At 73.2% G+C, this 18,859-nt stretch carries 16 protein-coding genes and 1 pseudogene; 8 read left to right on the top strand and 9 right to left on the bottom strand.

The genetic code is table 11. The features are described 5' to 3' along the window. Positions 1-29 precede the first annotated feature (29 nt). The 4 genes and pseudogenes from IG02_RS0107480 to IG02_RS0107490 form a co-directional block, all read right to left on the bottom strand. Positions 30-686 (bottom strand): DsbA family protein, encoded by a 657-nt coding sequence (locus IG02_RS0107480; RefSeq protein WP_030743322.1) that lies wholly within the window; start codon positions 684-686, stop codon positions 30-32. Continuing rightward, the gene (locus IG02_RS37645) at positions 683-1,726 is read right to left on the bottom strand and encodes a cytochrome c oxidase assembly protein (RefSeq protein ID WP_051764630.1); all 1,044 of its coding nucleotides are present in this window, start codon (positions 1,724-1,726) and stop codon (positions 683-685) included. The genes IG02_RS0107480 and IG02_RS37645 overlap by 4 nt, the downstream gene beginning before the upstream one ends. A gap of 43 nt (positions 1,727-1,769) precedes the next feature. After that, positions 1,770-2,855, bottom strand: a pseudogene (locus IG02_RS43825) (copper resistance D family protein); the annotation flags it as partial. Positions 2,856-2,945: 90 nt separating this feature from the next. Beyond that, positions 2,946-3,614, bottom strand: coding sequence for a hypothetical protein (locus IG02_RS0107490; RefSeq protein WP_030743324.1), 669 nt, complete (start codon positions 3,612-3,614; stop codon positions 2,946-2,948). Between the two features lie 475 nt (positions 3,615-4,089). Here IG02_RS0107490 and IG02_RS0107495 point away from each other — a divergent pair, with 475 nt between their 5' ends. The 4 genes from IG02_RS0107495 to IG02_RS0107510 all read left to right on the top strand — a co-directional run bounded on the left by IG02_RS0107495 (position 4,090) and on the right by IG02_RS0107510 (position 7,840). Beyond that, on the top strand, positions 4,090-4,458 hold the full coding sequence (locus IG02_RS0107495; protein WP_158712256.1) for a hypothetical protein: 369 nt from the start codon (positions 4,090-4,092) through the stop codon (positions 4,456-4,458). Positions 4,459-4,726: 268 nt separating this feature from the next. Next, positions 4,727-5,140, top strand: coding sequence for a hypothetical protein (locus IG02_RS0107500; RefSeq protein WP_158712257.1), 414 nt, complete (start codon positions 4,727-4,729; stop codon positions 5,138-5,140). Positions 5,141-5,372: 232 nt separating this feature from the next. Continuing rightward, a complete protein-coding gene (locus tag IG02_RS0107505; RefSeq protein ID WP_037802559.1) occupies positions 5,373-6,542 on the top strand; it encodes a PLP-dependent cysteine synthase family protein in 1,170 nt (389 codons plus the stop codon). Continuing rightward, positions 6,539-7,840, top strand: a complete 1,302-nt coding sequence (locus IG02_RS0107510; protein ID WP_030743331.1) for an MDR family MFS transporter — start codon at positions 6,539-6,541, stop codon at positions 7,838-7,840. Before IG02_RS0107505 ends, IG02_RS0107510 begins: the two co-directional genes overlap by 4 nt. An 80-nt stretch (positions 7,841-7,920) precedes the next feature. Here IG02_RS0107510 and IG02_RS0107515 read toward each other — a convergent pair whose 3' ends face one another. From IG02_RS0107515 to IG02_RS0107530, 4 genes are all read right to left on the bottom strand, one after another. Then, positions 7,921-8,688, bottom strand: coding sequence for a hypothetical protein (locus IG02_RS0107515; RefSeq protein WP_234314647.1), 768 nt, complete (start codon positions 8,686-8,688; stop codon positions 7,921-7,923). Positions 8,689-8,778: 90 nt separating this feature from the next. Beyond that, complete coding sequence (locus tag IG02_RS0107520; RefSeq protein ID WP_030743336.1) at positions 8,779-10,050, bottom strand: NAD(P)/FAD-dependent oxidoreductase; 1,272 nt, start codon at positions 10,048-10,050, stop codon at positions 8,779-8,781. A 10-nt stretch (positions 10,051-10,060) separates the two neighbouring features. After that, a complete protein-coding gene (locus IG02_RS0107525; protein ID WP_234314648.1) occupies positions 10,061-11,512 on the bottom strand; it encodes an NAD(P)/FAD-dependent oxidoreductase in 1,452 nt (483 codons plus the stop codon). Continuing rightward, on the bottom strand, positions 11,509-12,087 hold the full coding sequence (locus tag IG02_RS0107530) for a TetR/AcrR family transcriptional regulator (RefSeq protein ID WP_030743340.1): 579 nt from the start codon (positions 12,085-12,087) through the stop codon (positions 11,509-11,511). Before IG02_RS0107530 ends, IG02_RS0107525 begins: the two co-directional genes overlap by 4 nt. A 302-nt stretch (positions 12,088-12,389) precedes the next feature. On the opposite strand from IG02_RS0107530, the gene IG02_RS0107535 reads away from it, so the two are divergent. Genes IG02_RS0107535 through IG02_RS0107550 form a run of 4 tightly spaced genes read left to right on the top strand, consistent with a single transcriptional unit; the run spans position 12,390 to position 17,302 of the window. Continuing rightward, the gene (locus tag IG02_RS0107535) at positions 12,390-13,049 is read left to right on the top strand and encodes a (2Fe-2S)-binding protein (RefSeq protein ID WP_051764641.1); all 660 of its coding nucleotides are present in this window, start codon (positions 12,390-12,392) and stop codon (positions 13,047-13,049) included. After that, positions 13,046-14,038: an FAD binding domain-containing protein gene (locus IG02_RS0107540; protein WP_030743344.1), complete on the top strand. Its 993-nt coding sequence runs from the start codon at positions 13,046-13,048 to the stop codon at positions 14,036-14,038. The genes IG02_RS0107535 and IG02_RS0107540 overlap by 4 nt, the downstream gene beginning before the upstream one ends. Beyond that, entirely contained in the window at positions 14,035-16,170 is a 2,136-nt protein-coding gene (locus IG02_RS0107545) for a xanthine dehydrogenase family protein molybdopterin-binding subunit (RefSeq protein ID WP_030743346.1), read from the top strand. Before IG02_RS0107540 ends, IG02_RS0107545 begins: the two co-directional genes overlap by 4 nt. After that, on the top strand, positions 16,163-17,302 hold the full coding sequence (locus IG02_RS0107550) for an XdhC family protein (RefSeq protein WP_030743348.1): 1,140 nt from the start codon (positions 16,163-16,165) through the stop codon (positions 17,300-17,302). The genes IG02_RS0107545 and IG02_RS0107550 overlap by 8 nt, the downstream gene beginning before the upstream one ends. Positions 17,303-17,423: 121 nt before the next feature. Here the strand turns inward: IG02_RS0107550 and IG02_RS0107555 are convergent, their stop codons facing one another. Beyond that, positions 17,424-18,821, bottom strand: a complete 1,398-nt coding sequence (locus IG02_RS0107555) for a PTS ascorbate transporter subunit IIC (protein WP_030743350.1) — start codon at positions 18,819-18,821, stop codon at positions 17,424-17,426. Positions 18,822-18,859: the final 38 nt, after the last annotated feature.

Consider the following 18,859-nt stretch of genomic DNA (forward strand, 5'->3'; position numbering starts at 1 on the left):
CGACGGCGCATGCGCCGACGGCCGTACGGTCACGGTCGGGCCAGCCGGTCCTCGATGAGCGCTTCGAACTCCGCGGCGGAGCCCGGGGAGACACGCTCGCCGTCGAGGAAGAAGGTCGGTGTGCCCTGCACGCCCAGGCCGAGCCCGTCGCGCTGGTCCGCCCGGACGCGCGCGGCCGTCGCCGGGTCCTTCAGCGCCGCGTCGAACGCCGGTATGTCCAGGCCGAGTTGTTCGGCGTAGTCGCGGAAGAGAGCCTCCTTCGACCCCTCGGCCTCGCCCCATTGCGCCTGAGTGGTGAAGAGTTTGCTGTACATCTGCTCGAACTTGCCTTGCCGGGCGGCGGCTTCGGCGGTGCGCGCGGCGAGTTCGCCGTTGCGGTGGCCGGGCATGGGGAAGTAGCGGGCGACGAAGGTGACGCGGTCCCGGTACTTCTCGCGGAGCTCCTCCACGACCGGGTACACGGCCCCGCACGCCTCGCACTCGAAGTCCAGGAACTCCACGACGGTCAGCTCGGAGCGTTCGGGCCGGGTGAGGCGATGGCTCGACTCGCGTACGGGCACGGCCTCGGCTGCGGGCTCGGCGTTGACGGTGCCGCGCGGCTCGTCGGGCGAGAAGAGGAGGAAGGACCCGAGGGCGGCGGCGAACGCGGCCACCATGACCAGGGCGATGTACACGTGTTTCTTCATGATTCCTCGGTGTGTCGGGTGCGGTCGGAAAATGACGCGGGGACGGGCGGCGGTGCGGTGGGGCGCGGCGTGGGGTCGGCCCCGGGCGGCCGCGACGGCGACGGGACCCGACGGCGGTCGCGGGCGTGCAGGCTCGCCAGATAGGCGTTGCAGGCCGCCAGCGGGTCGTTGTCGTCGCCGCGGTCGATCCGGCGGTCGATGCGGCGGGCCTCGCGCGCGTCCGAGCGGACCCACTGGGCGGCCAGGATGATGGTGGTGATCAGTACGGGGATGTCGCCGGTGGCCCAGGCGATGGCGCCGGCGTTGTACTGGTCGTCCAGCGGATAGGCGACCCAGGGCCGGCTGAGGGAGTTCCACCAGCCGGCGCCGATCAGGTCGGACGAGTTCATCAGGGAGATGCTGAACCAGGAGTGGAACGGCATCGTCAGGATGAGGACGAACAGCCTGCCCAGGTGGGGCGGGCGGCGCGGCCCGGGATCGATGCCGATGACCACCCAGAAGAACAGCAGCCCGACGACGAGGAAGTGCGTGAGCATCGCCAGGTGGCCGAGGTGGCTGCCCATCAAGGTCTCGAAGAGGGACGAGTAGGAGACGGCGAAGGCACTGCCGATGAAGAGCACGCTCGCCACCACCGGATGCGAGACGGTCCTGACGTAGCGGCTGTGCAGCAGTTTCAGCAACACCTCCCTCGGCCCGGCGGGGCCGCCCTTCGGTGCCGGTGGAAGGGCGCGCAGGGCGAGGGTGACCGGGGCCCCGAGGACGAGCAGGATCGGCACCGTCATGGCGAGGATCATGTGCTGGCCCATGTGCACGCTGAACAGCACCTTGCCGTACACGGCCAGACCGCTCATGGTCGCCAGGACCGTCACCGCGAGCCCCAGCAGCCAGGAGACCGTCCGTCCGGCCGGCCACGCGTCGCCCCGCCGGCGCAAGGCGCGTACCCCTGCCAGGTAGAGGAGCGCGGCGGCGGCCGTGCCGAAGGCGAAGACCGGGGCGAAGCAGTTCGCCGGCCGCGAGTGTGACGAAGGCTCTCCTCTCACCGGTCCACAGCCCCGGCAGGGTGCGTCGGCGGTGCCGGACGCCGATCCCCGCCAACAGGGCGAGCACCGCGGTCTTGGCGAGGACCAGCATGCCGTACCGGCTGGTGAACAACTCCGCGGGCGCGGACAGCCGCACTGTCGCGTTGACGATCCCGCTCGCCCCGACCGCGAGCAGCGACCAGCCGGCGATCGGGCCGAAACGCCGGACGGCCTCGCCGGCGCCCTCCTCCCGGCGTGCGGCGACGACCAGGACGAAGAGCAGTCCGCCCACCCACACCGTCACGCCGACGAGGTGCAGGCAGAGGCTGACGACCGCGGAGTCGTGGTTCGCGGCGGCCGAGGAGTGACCGGTGAACGCGGGTGGCAGCACGCCCAGCATGGCCACCACGAGCGCCCACCGGGCCCAGCGCGCGGTGCCGATCCCCAGGCAGAACGTGCCGAGCAGGAGGGCGACGGCCACCACGAGGGCGTAACCGCGCCCCTGCGCGTCGTTGACGACGAAGTCCGCCACCACAGCGGGGGACAGGATCTCGCCGACGGGCTGGGCGAACAGGTCCGACAGGGTGAGGACCAGCGTGGCGGCCGACGCCTCGGCCCACGCCAGTGCCGCGCACGCGGCCCACGGCAGATAGCGCAGCCGGGCACCGTCCAGTTGTCGCCCGCCCGGCAGCAGCACGGCCACCAGCAGCAGGGCACCGACCGTGGCGACCGCCGCCGCGTCGGCGACCGTACGGGCCACGGGCAGACCCCACGCGGTCACCGGCCCGGCGTCCGGGATCCCCGGAATCCGGACGGCCGTGCCGCCCCCGGCCAGGACGGCGACCGCGACGGCCGTGCCGGTCGCGGCGGCGAGAAGAAGGGGCAGCCGTGTGGTGGACCCGCCGTCAGCGGCCATGACCGGCCCGCTCCCGGCGGACGACGTACGCACCGGTTCCGGCACCGACCACGGCCAACGCCCCGGCGCCGGCCACCACGGAGCCGTCTCCCACGGGGCCGGGGCCGTCTGCCAGACCAGTTCGGTATGGGCAGCCGCCCGCGGGGCGGTGGCGGTGAGCACACCTGCCGCGGCCAGGGGCGCGCCGAGGGCGCGTACCGCCACGCGGGCGGCACGCCGGTTGATGACGGGCATGTCAGGGGGCTTTCTGTGTCCCCGGCGGTGACGCCGGGACGGAAGGGGCCCGGTGGCGCCGAGGGGCCCGGTGGCCCTCGCGTCGTGCCGTCAGGGCAGGCAGGGGCCGCCGGTCGGCGTCGGCCGGTGGGGGATGAACGGAGCGGGCCCGTGAGGCGGAGGGGCGCGGCCCGCGTTCAGCCGTGCCAGTACGGCCGACTTCAGGGGGGAGGCGCTTTCCCGGACCGTGGCCCGCGGGCGCTGGTGGTGGGCGGCACCCGTCAGGGGCCAGGCGAACAGCAGCAGGTGTCCCACGGCGAGCAGCAACGGCCCGCTCTGCCACAGCAGTCGTTCGGTGATGCCGAGCAACCGGGCACCGACGGCCAGGGTCACCAGGTGTCCGGCGAGCAGGACCCCGGCGGGTGGTCCGGCGGCCGCGCCGTGCTCGACGGCGGCGGGCAGACCGCCGGGCGTCGCGGCGCTGCCGGCCGTCGTGCGGCAGGCGCCGGGCAGTGAGTAGGCGGCGTGGTAGGCGAGTTGGGTGGCCGTGAGGACAGCGAGCACCTGTGCGTCGGTCAGCCGCCGGCGCGTGAGGGTCACCGCGCCGGGGACGGCCACGGCGGCGATGCCCGCGACGATGACCGGGCGGGGCGCGTGCCCCTGCGCCAGGGCGTGTCCGGCCAGTGGCAGCAGCACGCAGAGCACCGCGAGCACCGTCGCACGCAGCCCGCGCAGCACCCCGGTGGCCGGGGAGGCGGATCGGGCCGGGCCGAGGTGCATGGGTCGCGAACTTCCGAGACGTACGCCGCCGGGACGGACGGAACGGCGGGTGCGGCGGCACGGAGTGCTGCCCCCGCGCTTCTCGAAGCCTATCGACCGGCCCTCGCCGCCCGGCTCCGGCCCCCTCCAGATCCTGTCCGGCCGTCGGCGAGGCCGACGCAAGGATCCGGACAACGCAGCGGCCGGCGGAGCCCGGCGTCCCGTCGACCGCGTCCACGCCGCAGGTGGTGCCTCACGAGGGCTTTTGCGTTCCGTGAACAGCCGCGACCCGGACGTGTGTACGGCGAGCTCTCCGTCGGAGCATGATCCCCACATGGCTTGTTCACGCGGCGTCCGGACCGTTGCCGCCAACGCGACGACAGTCAACGGCTAGGATCACGGCGTGATCACAGCCAGGTTTCCTTTCAGTACACGGCGGAGCCGCTCATCAGCGGCTCCGCTGCGTCTGCTGGGACTGGCCCTGATCCTCTTCGGCGTGTTGTACACGCACGCGGCGAGCCCCGAAGGAACGCTCGGGCATCTCGCTTCGTCGGACAGCGTCTCGGCGCTGTCCGACGGTCCCACGGCGCTCGCCGCGGTCCCACAGTTCGCGAGTGCTACGTGCCACCTCCCCGACACGGAGCTGCCGGGCGGTCATCACGGTGAGCACGGGCAGCACCACGCGCTCCAGGAGTGCGCGCTCGGCCAGCCCCCGCAGGGGCCCGGAACGGGAATGCCGGGTCCGTCGGCGCTGAACTCCACGGCGAACGACGCCGTGCCCCACGTGGGGCACGGACACGTCCCGGTGGTGCGCGGTCCGGTCCTCCCGCCACCCGCGGCAGCCTCCTCCGTACTGCGCATCTAAGGTCTGAACCTCCACCCGGTCGACACCCCGCCGAGGCGCGGCGGAGCGGCACGACGTCGCACCGACGCCTCCCCTCGTCGACCGGGGCATGGCGTCCGGCCTCCCCGCCCGCTGTTCCCTGCGCGGTGGGGGACGGCCCGACGGACCGTCATACCGCCCTGACACCCCTGCCCCGCCGTGGACGATCCGGCGCGGGCGGCCGCCGCGCGGAGGATCTGTGCCGTCCTGCTCTACCCTCCCTCTCGACCGCTCACGGGCGGTCCCGACCTTGGGACGTCGGCGTCCGCCGTGGATCCGCGCGCTCTGGGAACGATGGCTCGTATGGGCCGCCCTGAGTGCCCTGCTGCTTGCCATGGTGCAGTGCGCGGCGGACGTGTCCCATCGGGCGAACCCGTCCCCGGGCGGCCCGGGCAGTGTGTCGCGCTCCCTCTCGACACCCGAGGGGAGCCTCCGCGGCAACACGGTCGCCGGGCGGCAGGCACCCGACGGCTGCTCCGCCTCCGACGCGGGCCGGGCCGGGGTCACACCGCTGCCCTTCCGTGCGCTGCCCTGCCCGGCCACCGCGGCCGCGCACGTACGCGTGGCCGGGCCGCTCATCGCCGAACCTCTTGGTGCTCTCCGCAGCTGCATACCGAACGGCGGCCGAACCGCACTGGCCGCCCTGTGCAGATGGCTGATCTAGGACCGGCCCCGCGGTCGGCCGTGGCCGGACCGCCGCGCCCCGCTCTCCTCATGAGCGCCGCGCGAGACGAGGCCCCCCCGCACAGCCCCGTACAGCTTCCCCAGCGAATGAGAGCGAAGAGATGCACTCCTCGACCCACTCGTCGGCTCACTCTCCGACACACTCGACGATCCACGCCTCGGCCGATTCCCCGGCCGATTCCCCGGCCCATTCCCCGGTCCACCGGCCCGTCATGAGCGACTTCACGCCCGCGGGCGCGACCTTGCCGGGGCTCGTCGGCAACACGCCCCTCCTGCGGGTGTCACAGCCGTTCACCGCGCCGGGCCGTGGATTCTGGGCGAAACTCGAAGGCTTCAACCCCGGCGGCATCAAGGACCGCCCCGGCCTCCACATGGTCGAACGCGCCCGCTCCCGCGGTGACCTGCTGCCCGGCCGCCCCGTCATCGAGTCGACCAGCGGCACGCTCGGTCTGGGCCTCGCCCTGGCCGGTATGGTCTACGGCCACCCGGTCACGCTCGTCACCGATCCGGGCCTCGAACCGTCCATGATCCGGCTCCTGGCCGCCTACGGCGCCACCGTGGACCTCGTACCCCGCCCCCACCCCACCGGCGGCTGGCAGCAGGCCCGCCGCGACCGGGTCGCCGAACTGCTCGCGCGGCATCCCGGAGCCTGGAGCCCCGACCAGTACAGCAACCCGGACAACGTCGCCGCCTACACGCCGCTCGCTCTCGAACTCGCCTCTCAGGTGGGCCACATCGACGTCCTCGTGTGCAGTGTCGGCACGGGAGGACACTCGGCGGGCATCTCGCGCGTCCTCCGCCAGCTCTACCCCGCGATGCGCCTGGTGGGCGTGGACACCATCGGCTCGACCATCTTCGGCCAGCCGGCCAGGCCCAGGCTGATGCGCGGGCTCGGATCGAGCATCCACCCGCGCAATGTCGCGTACGAGAGCTTCGACGAGGTCCACTGGGTGGCTCCCGCCGAAGCGGTCTGGGCCTGCCGGCAACTGGCCGCCTCGCACTACGCCACCGGCGGCTGGAGCGTCGGCGCGGTCGCGCTGGCCGCCGGCTGGCTCGCCCGTACGCTCCCCGGGGACGCGCGGATCGTCGCGGTCTTCCCCGACGGTCCGCAGCGGTACCTGGAGACCGTCTACGACGACGCCTACTGCGCCGAACACGGGCTGCTCGGCGTCTCCCCTGCGCCCGATCCCGAGGTGGTCGGACGGTCCGACGAGAAGGAGGTCACCCGCTGGACCCGCTGCACCACGGTGGTCGACCCGCTCGCCCCGACCGCGGCCCGGTCCGCCGGCGCCGAAGGCGGTACGCACGGTGAGGACGACGCCCGTACCGAAGCGGATGCCGGTACCGAAAACGGCACCCGTGCCGAAGGCGGCGCCCGGTGAAGCGAACGCTCGCGCAGGTCCGGTCCTACGACCGGAGCGTCCAACTGCTGATGGCCAACCAGTTCACCATCAACCTCGGCTTCTACATGCTGATGCCGTACCTGGCCCAGCACCTGTCCGGAACCCTCGGTCTGGCCGGCTGGTTGGTCGGGTTCGTCCTGGGGGTACGCAACTTCAGCCAGCAGGGCATGTTCCTCGTCGGCGGCACCCTCGCCGACCGCTTCGGCTACAAACCTCTGATCGTCGCCGGATGCGTGCTGCGCACCGCCGGCTTCGCCACGCTCGGGCTGGTGGACTCGGTACCGGCGCTGCTCGCCGCCTCGGCGGCCACCGGGTTCGCGGGTGCGTTGTTCAACCCGGCCGTACGGGCCTACCTCGCCGCCGACGCGGGCGAGCGCCGCGTCGAGGCGTTCGCGCTGTTCAACGTCTTCTACCAGGCCGGGATCCTGCTCGGACCGCTGGTCGGAATGGCGCTGACGGGGATCGACTTCCGGGTCACCTGCCTCGTCTCCGCGGTGGTCTTCGGCCTGCTGAGCGTCGTACAGATCCGGATGCTGCCCGCCCGCGGGGCCGCTGACAAGGACGAGAACGCCGAGGCGGGGCAGCGGGAAGGCGTGCTGTCCCAGTGGCGGAGCGTGGCGCGCAACCGGGCCTTCCTGCTCTTCGCCACGGCCATGATCGGTTCGTACGTCCTGTCGTTCCAGGTCTATCTGGCGCTGCCGCTGGAGGTGCGACGCCTGGGTGACGGGGGCCGGGTCGAGACCGCGGCGGTGGCCTTGCTCTTCGCGGCGTCCGGCCTGTCCACGATCTTCGGGCAGACCCGGGTGACCGCGTGGTGCACGCGACGTCTCGCCCCCGGACAGGCCCTGGCCTGGGGATTGTCGAGCATGGGGCTGGCCTTCGTGCCCCTGCTCGTGGCCACCGCCGTGCCGGTGCCCGACGGAGGGGCCGGGCGGTGGCTGCTCGCGGCCGTGCCGCCGACGCTGGCCGCGCTGTTGCTGGCGCTGGGCACGATGATCGCGTACCCCTTCGAGATGGACACCATCGTCCGGCTCTCGGGCAACCGGCTCGTCGCCACCCACTACGGCCTGTACAACACCATCTGCGGCGTCGGGATCACGGTGGGCAACCTGCTCACCGGGGCGTCCCTCGACGCCGCCCGGCAGGCCGGTGTGCCGGCGCTGCCCTGGCTGGTGCTGGTCGCCCTCGGTCTGGCCTGCTCCGGAGCCCTCCACGCGCTCCACCGGACCGGCCGTCTGGCACCGGCCTCTCCCGGCGCTCAACCGGCCACGGCCTGAGGGGAACCCGTCCTCGGCGCGGGGCGGGCGGCGTCCAGCCGTTCGCCCCGCCCCGGGAACGCGGCGGACGGGCCCCGTCGTCAGGCGTGCGTGCTGTCGTCCGGGCCCGTGATGTCCGCGCAGGTGGCGGCCGGGCTCTTGTCCTTGGCGAGGAAGATGGTCTGCGCCATCATCCGGTATCCCGACATCCCCTCGCGCAGGGTCTCGATGGATTCCTCCGGGTGCACGGAGTCGATGACCGCGTTCGGGCCCACCGCGTTGAACTGGTGGGACACCCCGCGAGGGATCTGCATGTCCACCCAGGAGTTCGGTGGCACGATCACGTTGTGCCGGTGGCGGTGCACCCCTGGCGGGGTACCGGGCAGCGCGTCGGTGAAGGTGCTCAGCGGATCGGTCCAGCCCACCGCGGGGCGGACGGTGATCGGGGACAGGCTCGAGACCCGGATCGTGGTCCCGGGGCCGGTCATCATCCGCACGAACCGCAGTCCGGTGTGCAGGTGCATGCGCGAGCATATGTCGCGGTCGGCGGTGTCGTAGAAGTCCATCAGGTAGCGGTCGGCGAAGAAGCCCTCGAAGGGCGGCTCCAGCATGAAGACGTCGCCTTCCTCGAAGACCTGCGCCTGCTTGAGCGTACCGGCCGGGGTCGGGCTCGACCCCTCCCGGCGGTGGGCCGACCGGACCAGACCGGCGAGGGCGTCGACCACGGCCAGGGCGGCGTCCGACGGCAGTTGCACCACCGGGGTCAGCCGGTTCCGGCCGGGGTCCTGGTGGTGCGTCACGTCGAGGACCTCGTCCTCGACATCGGGAGACCGCTTCATCCGGCCGGTCGTTTCGGTGCCCAGGGTCATCCAGTCGCTCCAGTGTGCTCGTACGGTCCTGAATCGGGCTGCCGTGCCCACGGCGCGCCCGCCCACATCGTGCCTCCCGGCTCGCACGCCCTACGCCCCGGACCGGGCCCCGTCCAGGCCGATGCGGACCGGGCCGCCCGTGGTCGAGACGCCGTCGAGGAGACCGGCCGGGACCCGGAAGACCCGGCCGGGGGCGGCGGGCCAGGCGAGCGTGCGGCGCGCGACGGTCCGTCCGTCCTGGCGGACGGTCACCTTGGGGAGGCGGACGAAGGAGTCGGTCCACAGCAGCAGTCGGCCTCGGGCGGGCGCGGGGTCGGTGGGGCGCAGGATCTGCGGGGCGACCCAGCGGAAGGGTGCCTCGGCGAGCAGCCGGACCCCCTCGGCCGGGCGGGGACGGCCGCTCAGGTGGTCGATGACCTGTCGGGCGACGTGCCTGCCGTCCAGGGCGGCGACGTCGGCGGTGTCGACGGGGTGGATCAGGTTGCCGGCGGCGAAGACGCCCGGGCGGCTGGTGCGCAGGGCCGTGTCGGTGAGCGGGCCGAGCGTGCCGGGGTCCAGATCGATGCCGGCGCCGCGGGCGAGTTCGTGGTCGGGGATCCAGTCGCCGGTGAAGACGACGGTGTCGCACGCGACGGTACGGCGCCTGCCGGTGTCGAGGTGTTCGATCTCGACGGCCCGGCAGCGGTCCGTGCCGATGACGCGGGTGACGCGGCTGCGGGTGGCGACGGGGAGGCGCAGCAGGGTCCGTCCGGCGGCGGTGAACGCGGCGTAGGACTCGGCCCGGGGGTACTGGCTGACCATGAGGGCGGGGGTGCAGCCCGCCTCGCGCAGGGTGAGGGCCGCGGACCAGCTGACGAGTTCACCCCCGACGATGACGGCCCGCGTGCCGACCGGCCGATGGTGGAGGTGGACGAGGTTCTGCAGTTGGCCGGTCGTGTAGACGCCGTCGGGGCGGTCGCCGGGGACGCGGCGGGCGGCGCGTGGGCGTTCGCGGGCACCCGTGGCCAGGACGGTGGCCCGGGGCCGGATCCGGTAGCGGCCGTCGGGGCCGGTGACGTCGACGGTGTCGTCGTCGGCCCAGCCGGTGACCATGGTGCGGGTGCGGATCTCGGCCCCGGCGGCGGTGGCCAGGCCGACGAGGTGCCGCGCGTAGGCGGGCCCGGACAGCACGCGGCGCAGGTCCCGCACCCCGTGCCCGGTGTGGTCGCTGTGCCGGGGGATGCCGCCGGCCCGCTGCTCACGGTCGACGACGAGGACGTGGCCACTGCCGCGGCGGGCGAGTTCCGCGGCCGCGGTCAGGCCCGCGGGCCCGGCGCCGATGACGAGGACGTCGGGTGTGAGTGGGGCGGGCCGGTGATTCATCGGTGGTCCCTCAGTCCTCGTCGCGGCCGTCGGCCCGGTCGCGGCCGTCGTCGGCGTGGTGCCGCGCGCGCAGCGCCTCGACGGCCGCGCCGCAGAAGAATCCCTGGCAGCGGCCGTTCATGGCGCGGGTGCGGCGGCGCAGCCCGTCGAGGTCGCGTGCGGGCACGGGGGCGTGGCAGGCGTCCCGGATCTCGCCTTCCGTGACGCGCTCGCAGAAGCAGACGATGGTGCCGTAGGCCGGGTCCCGGGCGATCAGTCCGGCGTTCTGGTAAGGACGCTCGGCGGCCTCGCCGAGGTTGGGCATGCGCGGCGGATCGGGCAGCCGGTCGCGGGCGCGCAGGGGCAGGCCGGCGCCCGCCAGGACGCCACGCGCGTGTTCGGCGATGGCGAGGCCGGCGGACAGCCCGGTGGAGCGGATGCCGCCCACGAGGAGGTAGCGCTGCTCGGGGGTCGCTTCGACGAGGTAGTCGCCGTGGTCGATCGCGGCGCGCAGGCCCGCGTAGCTCGCGGTGATCTCCTCGGCCAGCAGCCTGGGCATGAGCCGCTCGCCCTTGCCGAGCAGGAAGTCGTGGCCGCTTTCGGAGGTCGCGGTGTCGGTGCGGTCGGTGAGGTCTTCGGCGGTGGGGCCGAGCATGACGTTTCCGTAGACGGTCGGCGCGATCAGTACGCCCTTGCCACGGGACGTGGGCACGGGCAGGACGATGGTGTCGACCAGGGGGCGCGCGAGCTTGTCGAAGACGAACAGCTCGCCGCGGCGGGGGGTGACGGTGAAGCGGTCGTGGCCGAAGAGCCGGTCGATGTGGTCGGCGCCGAGACCGGCGGCGTTGACGACCCACCGGGCACGGACGTCGCCGGCCGTGGTGAGCAGGGTGGTGTGGCCGTCGTCGCGCCGGACGCCGGTGACGGCGTGCCGCAGCAGCAGCTCGGTGCCGCGCCGCCGGGCGTCGGTGGCCAGGGCCAGATTGGTGGTCCAGGTGCAGATGACGGACTCGTCGGGCACGGTCAGGCCGCCGAGGGCGCCTTCGCCCAGGGCGGGGACGGCGCGGTAGACCTCGTCCGCGTCGACGAGGCGGCAGTGCTGGTAGCCGTTGGCCTCGGCCTTCTCCTTGAGGCGGGGCAGGACGCCGAGCTCTTCCCGGTCCCAGGCCACCAGCAGGGCGCCGGTGCGTTCGACGGGGATGCCGGTGGCCTCGGCGTAGGCGGACAGCAGGTGGTAGCCGCGGGCGACCAACCGGGATTCGAGGGTGCCGGGCTCGGCGTCGAAGCCGGTGTGCAGGATGGCGGTGTTGGCCTTGCTGGTGCCGTCGCCGACGTCGGCGCGGGCCTCGACCAGGGCGACGGTGAGCTCGTGGCCGGACAGCTCCCGTGCGAGGGCCGCGCCGACGATGCCGGCTCCGACGACGGCGACGTCGTACACGTCCGTGCGGGGGTTCCGGGCCCGTCCGGACCGGTGGGCGCTCACCGTTCGGGTGCTCCCGCGCGCAGTCCGTCCATGACGAGGTCCAGCAGCCGGGCGGCGCGCGGTTGCCAGTCCTCGCGGGGGTCGATCTGCCAGAGGCCGGCGATGGCGAGGGAGAGGTCGTCCCCGGTCACGCCGGGCCGGATGGTACCGGCCGCCTCGTTGGCGCGCAGCAGCAGCTCGGCCGCCGCGATCACCGGGGCGGGTCCCGGTTTCGTCAGGTTCCCGGAGGCCATGGCCTGGCGGATCGCGTCCGCGAGACCGGCCTTGGCCATGGCGAACCGGGCGAGGAGGTCCATCCACTCGCGCAGGGCCCGTTCGGGGTCCCGGGTCCTGAGCAACTGGGCGGCGGAGTCGGCGACCTGCTGCATCCCATGGCGGTAGATCTCGAGGACGAGCGCTTCGCGGTTGGGGAAGTTACGGTAGAAGGTGCCCTGCCCGACGCACGCCTTCTTCGCGATCGTGCTCAGCGGGGTGTCGGCGCAGCGCGTCAGCTCCGCCAGGGCCACTTCCAGAATGCGCTCGCGGTTCCGCTGCGCGTCCGAGCGCAGGGGCACCGCGTCCTTCTTCTGCCGCACTCGTCCTCCTCCGCGGCGAGGCCGGAATTCGACCTTGCTAAGCGGACAGCTGTCCGTTAGGTTTTCCCAGTAATGGACAACTGTCCGATTGGACCACCATAGCGGTGGATGCGGTCGGCGTGGGCGATCGGTGGCGTTCGCGTTACTCGTTCGTATCCTCGCCCACCCCGTCCGTCGCGCTGTCCCGCGTGGTCCCGGCCCCGACATCGCCGCGCGAAGCGGCCTCTCCCCGTATCTGATTCGTTACCGCATGCCGGACCGTCGCCCGTCGGCGTTCCCGGATACGCGAAAGAAGGCTGATCATGCCCCCAGCCCCCTCATCGACGTACAGCGCCATCACCCTGAAGATCAACGGCGAGGAGCACGCGCTTTCCGTCGACCACCGCACCACCCTGCTCGACGCACTGCGTGAGCGTCTCGATCTGACCGGCACGAAGAAGGGCTGCGACCAGGGGCAGTGCGGTGCCTGCACGGTCCTGCTCGACGGCCGCCGGACGGTCTCCTGCCTGCAACTCGCGGTGGCGGCCGAGGGGCGCGAGGTCACCACCATCGAAGGCATGGCCGAGGGCGAGCGACTGCACCCGGTGCAGCAGGCGTTCCTCGACCTGGACGGCTACCAGTGCGGCTACTGCACGCCGGGCCAGATCTGCTCGGCCGTCGCGGTGATCGAGGAACACGCGGCGGGCTGGCCGAGCGCCGTCACCGACGACGTCCGCCCCGAAGCGGGAGCGCCGGCCCTGACCGCCGACGAGATCCGGGAGCGGATGAGCGGCAACCTGTGCCGCTGTGGCGCGTACGTGTCGATCGTCGAGGCGATCGCCCGGGCGGCGGGGAGCCGGGCGGAAACAGCGGGCCCGCCGGACGGGGCCGGGGCCGGGACCCGGGCCGCGGAGGCATCGGGCGGCACGGAGACCGCGCGGGCGGCGGGCACGGCGGCACGCACCACGGAGGTGGCGGCATGAAAGAGTTCGGATACCGGCGCGCGTCCGACGTCTCCGGCGCGGTCGCGCTGCTCGACGCCGATCCCGAGGCGCGGTTCCTCGGCGGCGGCACCAACCTCGTCGACCTGATGAAGACGGGCGTCGAGCGGCCCGCCCTCCTCGTCGACGTACGCGAACTCCCCCTGGACGGGATCGAGTCGACCGAGGACGGTGCCCTGCGCATCGGCGCGACGGTCACCAACAGCGACCTGGCCGCGCATCCCGAAGTGCGCCGCCGCTACCCGGCGTTGGCGCAGGCGGTGCTGGCCGGCGCCTCCGGACAGCTGCGCAACATGGCCACAGTCGGCGGGAACCTGCTCCAGCGCACCCGCTGCGGCTACTTCACCGACGTGACCAAACCATGCAACAAGCGCGTTCCCGGCAGCGGTTGTCCCGCGATCGAGGGCGAGCACCACAACCACGCCATCCTGGGCGCCTCCGGCCACTGCGTGGCCGTGCACCCCTCGGACATGGGCGTGGCACTCGCGGCCTTCGACGCGGTCGTCCATTACGAAACGGCCGAAGGGCCGGGCGAGTCGCCGCTCGCCGAGTTCTACCTGCCCGTGGGCGAGACCCCGCACCTGGAGACCGCCCTGCCGCCGGGCGCGCTGATCACCGGCGTCACCCTGCCGCCCGCCGCCGTCGCGGCCCGCTCGCGCTACCGGAAGGTGCGCGAACGCGCCTCGTACGCCTTCGCGATCGGCTCGATCGCCGCCGCGCTCGACGTCCGGGACGGCGTCGTGCACGATGTCCGCCTGGCCTTCGGCGCGGTCGCGTCCCGGCCGTGGCGGGCCCGCACGGCCGAGCGCGCGTTGCTCGGGGCACCGGCCGACGCCGGGGCCTTCGCCGCCGCCGCGGACGCCGAACTCGCTGCCGCGGAGCCGCTGCCCCACAATGGATACAAGGTGACACTGATGCGCAACCTCGTGGTGGCCGTGCTGACACAGCTCGCCGAGGAGGCCGCCCGATGACCACCGCCCCGATCAGGACCACGCCGGCGAAGGGTGCCGTCGGCACCGCGCACACCCGCGTGGAGGGCCGTGACAAGGTCACCGGAGCGGCCCGTTACGCGGGCGAGATCCCGTTCGCCGACCTCGCCCACGGCTGGCTGGCGCTGTCCACCGTCGCCCGCGGCCGGGTGAGTTCGGTGGAGACCGCCCCCGTCCTCGCGATGCCGGGCGTCCTCGCCGTCCTGCACCACGGCAACGCCCCGCGCGTCGAGACCGACTACATCGGAATACTGGGCAAGCCGGACCCGACCGCCGCGGTCTTCCAGCACGACCGGGTGCCGCATGTGGGATGGCCGGTGGCGATGGTCGTCGCCGAGACGCCCGAGCAGGCCAGGGAAGCCGCCGAAGCCCTCGTGGTGCGCTACGAGGAGGAGCCTCACGACGTGGCGTTCTCCGGGGACCACCCCGGCGCGTACACACTGGACTCCTTCATGCCGGCGGTGACGGAGAAGGGCGACCTGGAGCCCGCTCTCGCCGCGTCCGCCGTCGTGGTGGACGAGGAGTACACCACGCCGGAAGAGCACCACGCCATGATGGAGCCGCACGCCGCGACCGCCCGGTGGGACGGCGGCCGGCTGGACGTCGTCGACTCCAATCAGGGCACCGGCTGGGTCGCCCTCGAACTCGCCAAGATGTTCTCGCTCGACCCGGCCTCGGTGCGGGTGCGCTCCGAACACATCGGCGGCGGCTTCGGCAGCAAGGGCCTGCGCGCCCACCAGGTGGCGGCCGTGATGGGGACGACCCTCCTCCAGCGCCCCGTCCGCGTCGTCATGACGCGACGTCAGATGTTCTCGCTGACCGGCTACCGGAGCCCCACGGCCCAGCGGGTCCGGCTCGGCGCGGACGCCGACGGACGGCTCCTCGCGCTGGAGCACCGCGCCCTGAGCCTCACCTCGACCGTGCACGAGTTCGTCGAGCCGAGCGCCGGTGTGGCCCGGGTGATGTACGACGCCGACGCCCACCGCACGGCCAATGAGGTCGTACGGCTGGATGTGCCCACACCGACGTTCATGCGCGCGCCGGGCGAGGCACCGGGATCGTTCGCCCTGGAGGCGGCGCTCGACGAACTCGCGGAGAAGTGCGGGATCGACCCGATCGAGCTGCGCGTGCGCAACGAGCCCGACCGGGGGCCCGTCTCCGGGCTGCCGTTCAGCAGCCGCCGGCTGCTCGCCTGCTTCCGGGAGGGCGCCGAGCGGTTCGGCTGGGCGGACCGGGACCCGCGCCCCGGCCTGCGCCGCGAAGGGCGCTGGCTGCTGGGCACCGGTACGGCGGCGGCCTCCTTCGGCGCGGGGGCCGGGCCGTCCACGGCGGCCGTGACGGCGGAGCCCGACGGCTCCTTCACCGTGCGGATCGCCGCGGCGGACATCGGGACCGGGGCCCGCACCGCGCTCACCCTGGTCGCCGCCGACACGCTGGAGGTGACACCGGACCGGGTCCGGGTGCGGATCGGGGACAGCGACTTCGGACCGGCGATGATCGCGGGCGGCTCGATGGGCACCCGCTCCTGGGCCTGGGCCGTCTCGGCGGCGGCCCGCGAACTGCGCGAACGCCTCGCGCCGGGCGCCGACGTCCCCCCGGAGGGGATCACCGTACGGTCGGACACGTCCGAGGCCGTCGGCGCCCTCGCCAAGAAGGAACGGCACTCCTTCGGGGCACAGTTCGCCGAGGTCGCCGTGGACACCGGCACCGGCGAGGTGCGCGTACGCCGCATGCTCGGCATCTTCGCGGCGGGCCGGATCGTCAACCCGCTCACCGCGCGCAACCAGCTCGTCGGCGGGATGGCCTGGGGCATCTCCATGGCGCTGCACGAGGAGGCGGTACGGGACCGGGCGACGGGCGGGCACTACGGCGCCGACCTCGCGGGCTACCACGTCGCCACGCACGCCGACGTACCGCGCGTCGAGGCGGACTGGATCGACGACCCCGACCCGGAGGACCCCGTCGGGATCAAGGGCATCGGCGAGATCGGCATCGTGGGCGCGGCCGCGGCCGTCGCCAACGCGGTCTGGCACGCGACCGGTGTACGCCACCGGAGCCTGCCCATCCGGCCCGACCGCGTCCTGCTCGCGGACACGGGAGCGCCGGATGCTTGACATCGCCGCGGAACTGCGGCGCTGGGCGGCGGAGGACCGGAGCTTCGCGGTCGCGACCGTCGTGGCCGTCGGCGGCAGCGCACCGCGCGGCCCCGGCGCGGCCCTCGCCGTCGACGACGAGGGGACGGTCATCGGCTCGGTCTCCGGCGGCTGCGTGGAGGGAGCGGTGTACGAGCTGTGCGCCGAGGCCCTCCAGGACGGTGGGACCCGCCTCGAACGGTTCGGCTACAGCGACGAGGACGCCTTCGCGGTCGGGCTGACCTGCGGTGGTGTCATCGACATCCTGATCACACCCGTCCGCGCGGACACACCCGCCCGGACGGTGTTCCGCTCGGCGCTGGTCGCCGCCGCCCGGGGCGAGCCGGCTGCCGTCGCCCGGGTCGCCCGGGGGCCCGTCGGCCTGCTCGGGAAGGCCCTGTTCGTACGCCCCGACGGGTCGTACGAGGGCGGTCTCGGCGGCGCCGCGGAGCTGGACAGGACGGCGGTCGCCGAGGCCCGGGCCATGCTGGACGGCGGCCGTACCGGCACGGTCGAGATCGGGGAGGACGGCTCGCACTGTCCCGGCGGCCTCACGCTGTTCGTCGAGTCGAGCGTGCCGCCCCCTCGCATGATCGTCTTCGGCGCGATCGACTTCGCCGCGGCGCTCGTGCGGGCCGGCAAATTCCTCGGCCACCATGTGACCGTGTGCGACGCGCGCCCCGTCTTCGCCACCCGGGCGCGCTTCCCCGAGGCGGACGAGATCGTGGTGGACTGGCCGCACCGCTATCTGCGGCGCACCGAGACCGACGGCCGCACGGTCCTGTGTGTGCTCACCCACGACGCCAAGTTCGACGTGCCCCTGCTGGCGGAAGCCCTGCGGATGCCGGTCGCGTTCGTCGGCGCCATGGGCTCGCGCCGTACCCACGCCGACCGCACCCGGCGGCTGCGCGAGGCCGGCGTGGGCGAGCGGGAACTGGCCCGTCTGAGGTCGCCGATCGGCCTCGATCTGGGCGCCCGTACGCCCGAGGAGACCGCCCTGTCGATCGCGGCGGAGATCGTCGCGGCCCGCCGGGGCGGCACCGGCGTGCCACTGACGGGCTCACAGGCGCCGATCCACCGTGACCCGGGGGAGCGGGGCTCAGCGGCGGCCTGACGGGCGCCCGACGAGACGGACATGCGGAACGAAGCGGCTCGGCGGTGTGCCGGGCCGCTTCGTCGCAGGCGCGGTGTGCGGGCTTGCGGTGCCCGGGTGCGCCGCTCCTCCGGGAGGCCGGTCAGGAGGCGGCCCGGCCCTCCTCGGCCGCGGCCGGTGCCTCTTCGGCCTTGCCGGCCGCCCGGCGGGTGGTGACGGCGCTGCCGATGAGGACGGCGGCCAGGGCGCAGACGATCAGGCCGATGACGGCCGCGTGACCGGCCTGGACGGCGCCGCCGAGGAGGAGGCCGGAGACGCCGAAGTCGGCGTCGGAGAAGGTGGAGTTCTGCAGCCCCACGTCCCCGAGGAAGGGCAGCACCAGCAGCGGCAGGAACGTGATCAGCAGGCCGTTGGTCAGGGCGCCGAGCACCGCGCCGCGCCGGCCGCCGGTGGCGTTGCCGATGACGCCGGACGCGGCGCCGGTCATGAAGTGGGCGACGATGCCGGGGATGATGATCGTTCCTCCCACGGCGACGAGGACGCCCATGCCGACGAGTCCGCCGACGAAGCTGGACAGGAAGCCGATCAGCACGGCGTTCGGGGCGAAGGTGAAGACGATCGGGACGTCGAGGGCGGGCCTGGCGTTGGGGACCAGCTTCTCGGAGATGCCCTTGAAGGCCGGGATGATCTCGGCGAGGACGACCCGGACACCGGCCAGGATGATGAACACGCCCGCGGAGAACGTGCCCGCCTGCATGACGGCCCACAGCAGGTACCACTGGCCGTCGCTGAGCTTGTCCTCCACGTAGCCGGGCCCGGCCACCAGGGTGACCAGCAGATAGATGACGCCCATGGAGACGGCGATGACGACGGTGGTGTCACGCAGGAACCCGAGCCCCTTGGGGATCTTCAGGTCCTCCGTGGACTTCGTGGGGTCGCCGACGAGCTTGCCGACCAGGCCGCTGGTGGCGATGCCGACGTTGCCGGTGTGGCCGAGCGCCACGGTGTCGTTGTTGGTGGCCCTGCGCATCCAGGGCTGCACGAGCGCGGGGGAGAGGGTGGTGACCAGGCCCTGGGCGAGGGCGCCCCAGAGGACGGCCTGCCAGGAGCTGAAGCCGTTGGCGATGAGGATCACGGCGATCATGGCCGCCAGGTACAGGGCGACGTGCCCCGACATGTAGATGAACTTGAACCTGGTGAACCGGGCCAGGAGCACGTTCACGACCATGCCGAAGAAGAAGATCAGCGCGGCCTGCGAGCCGTAGTCGGTGAGGACCTTGCCGACGATGGCCTCGTTGTTGGGCACGACACCCTGCACACCGAAGGCGTGCTGGAACATCTCACCGAACGGGGTCAGCGAGCCGGAGACCACTCCGGCGCCCGCCGCCAGGACGAGGAAGCCGACGAACGCCTTGGTCGTCCCCTTGATGGTGTCGGAGACCGACTTGCGTTGCAGCAGCAGGCCCAGCAGGGCGATCAGGCCGACGATGACGGATGGTTCGCGGAATATGTCCAGGAGTTTCTGCAGAACGCTGTTCACTGACAACGCCTCTCTTCGGGCACGACGAGGCCGTGACG

Source organism: Streptomyces sp. NRRL F-5135, from assembly GCF_000719775.1.
GTDB classification, from domain to species: Bacteria; Actinomycetota; Actinomycetes; order Streptomycetales; family Streptomycetaceae; genus Streptomyces; species Streptomyces hebeiensis.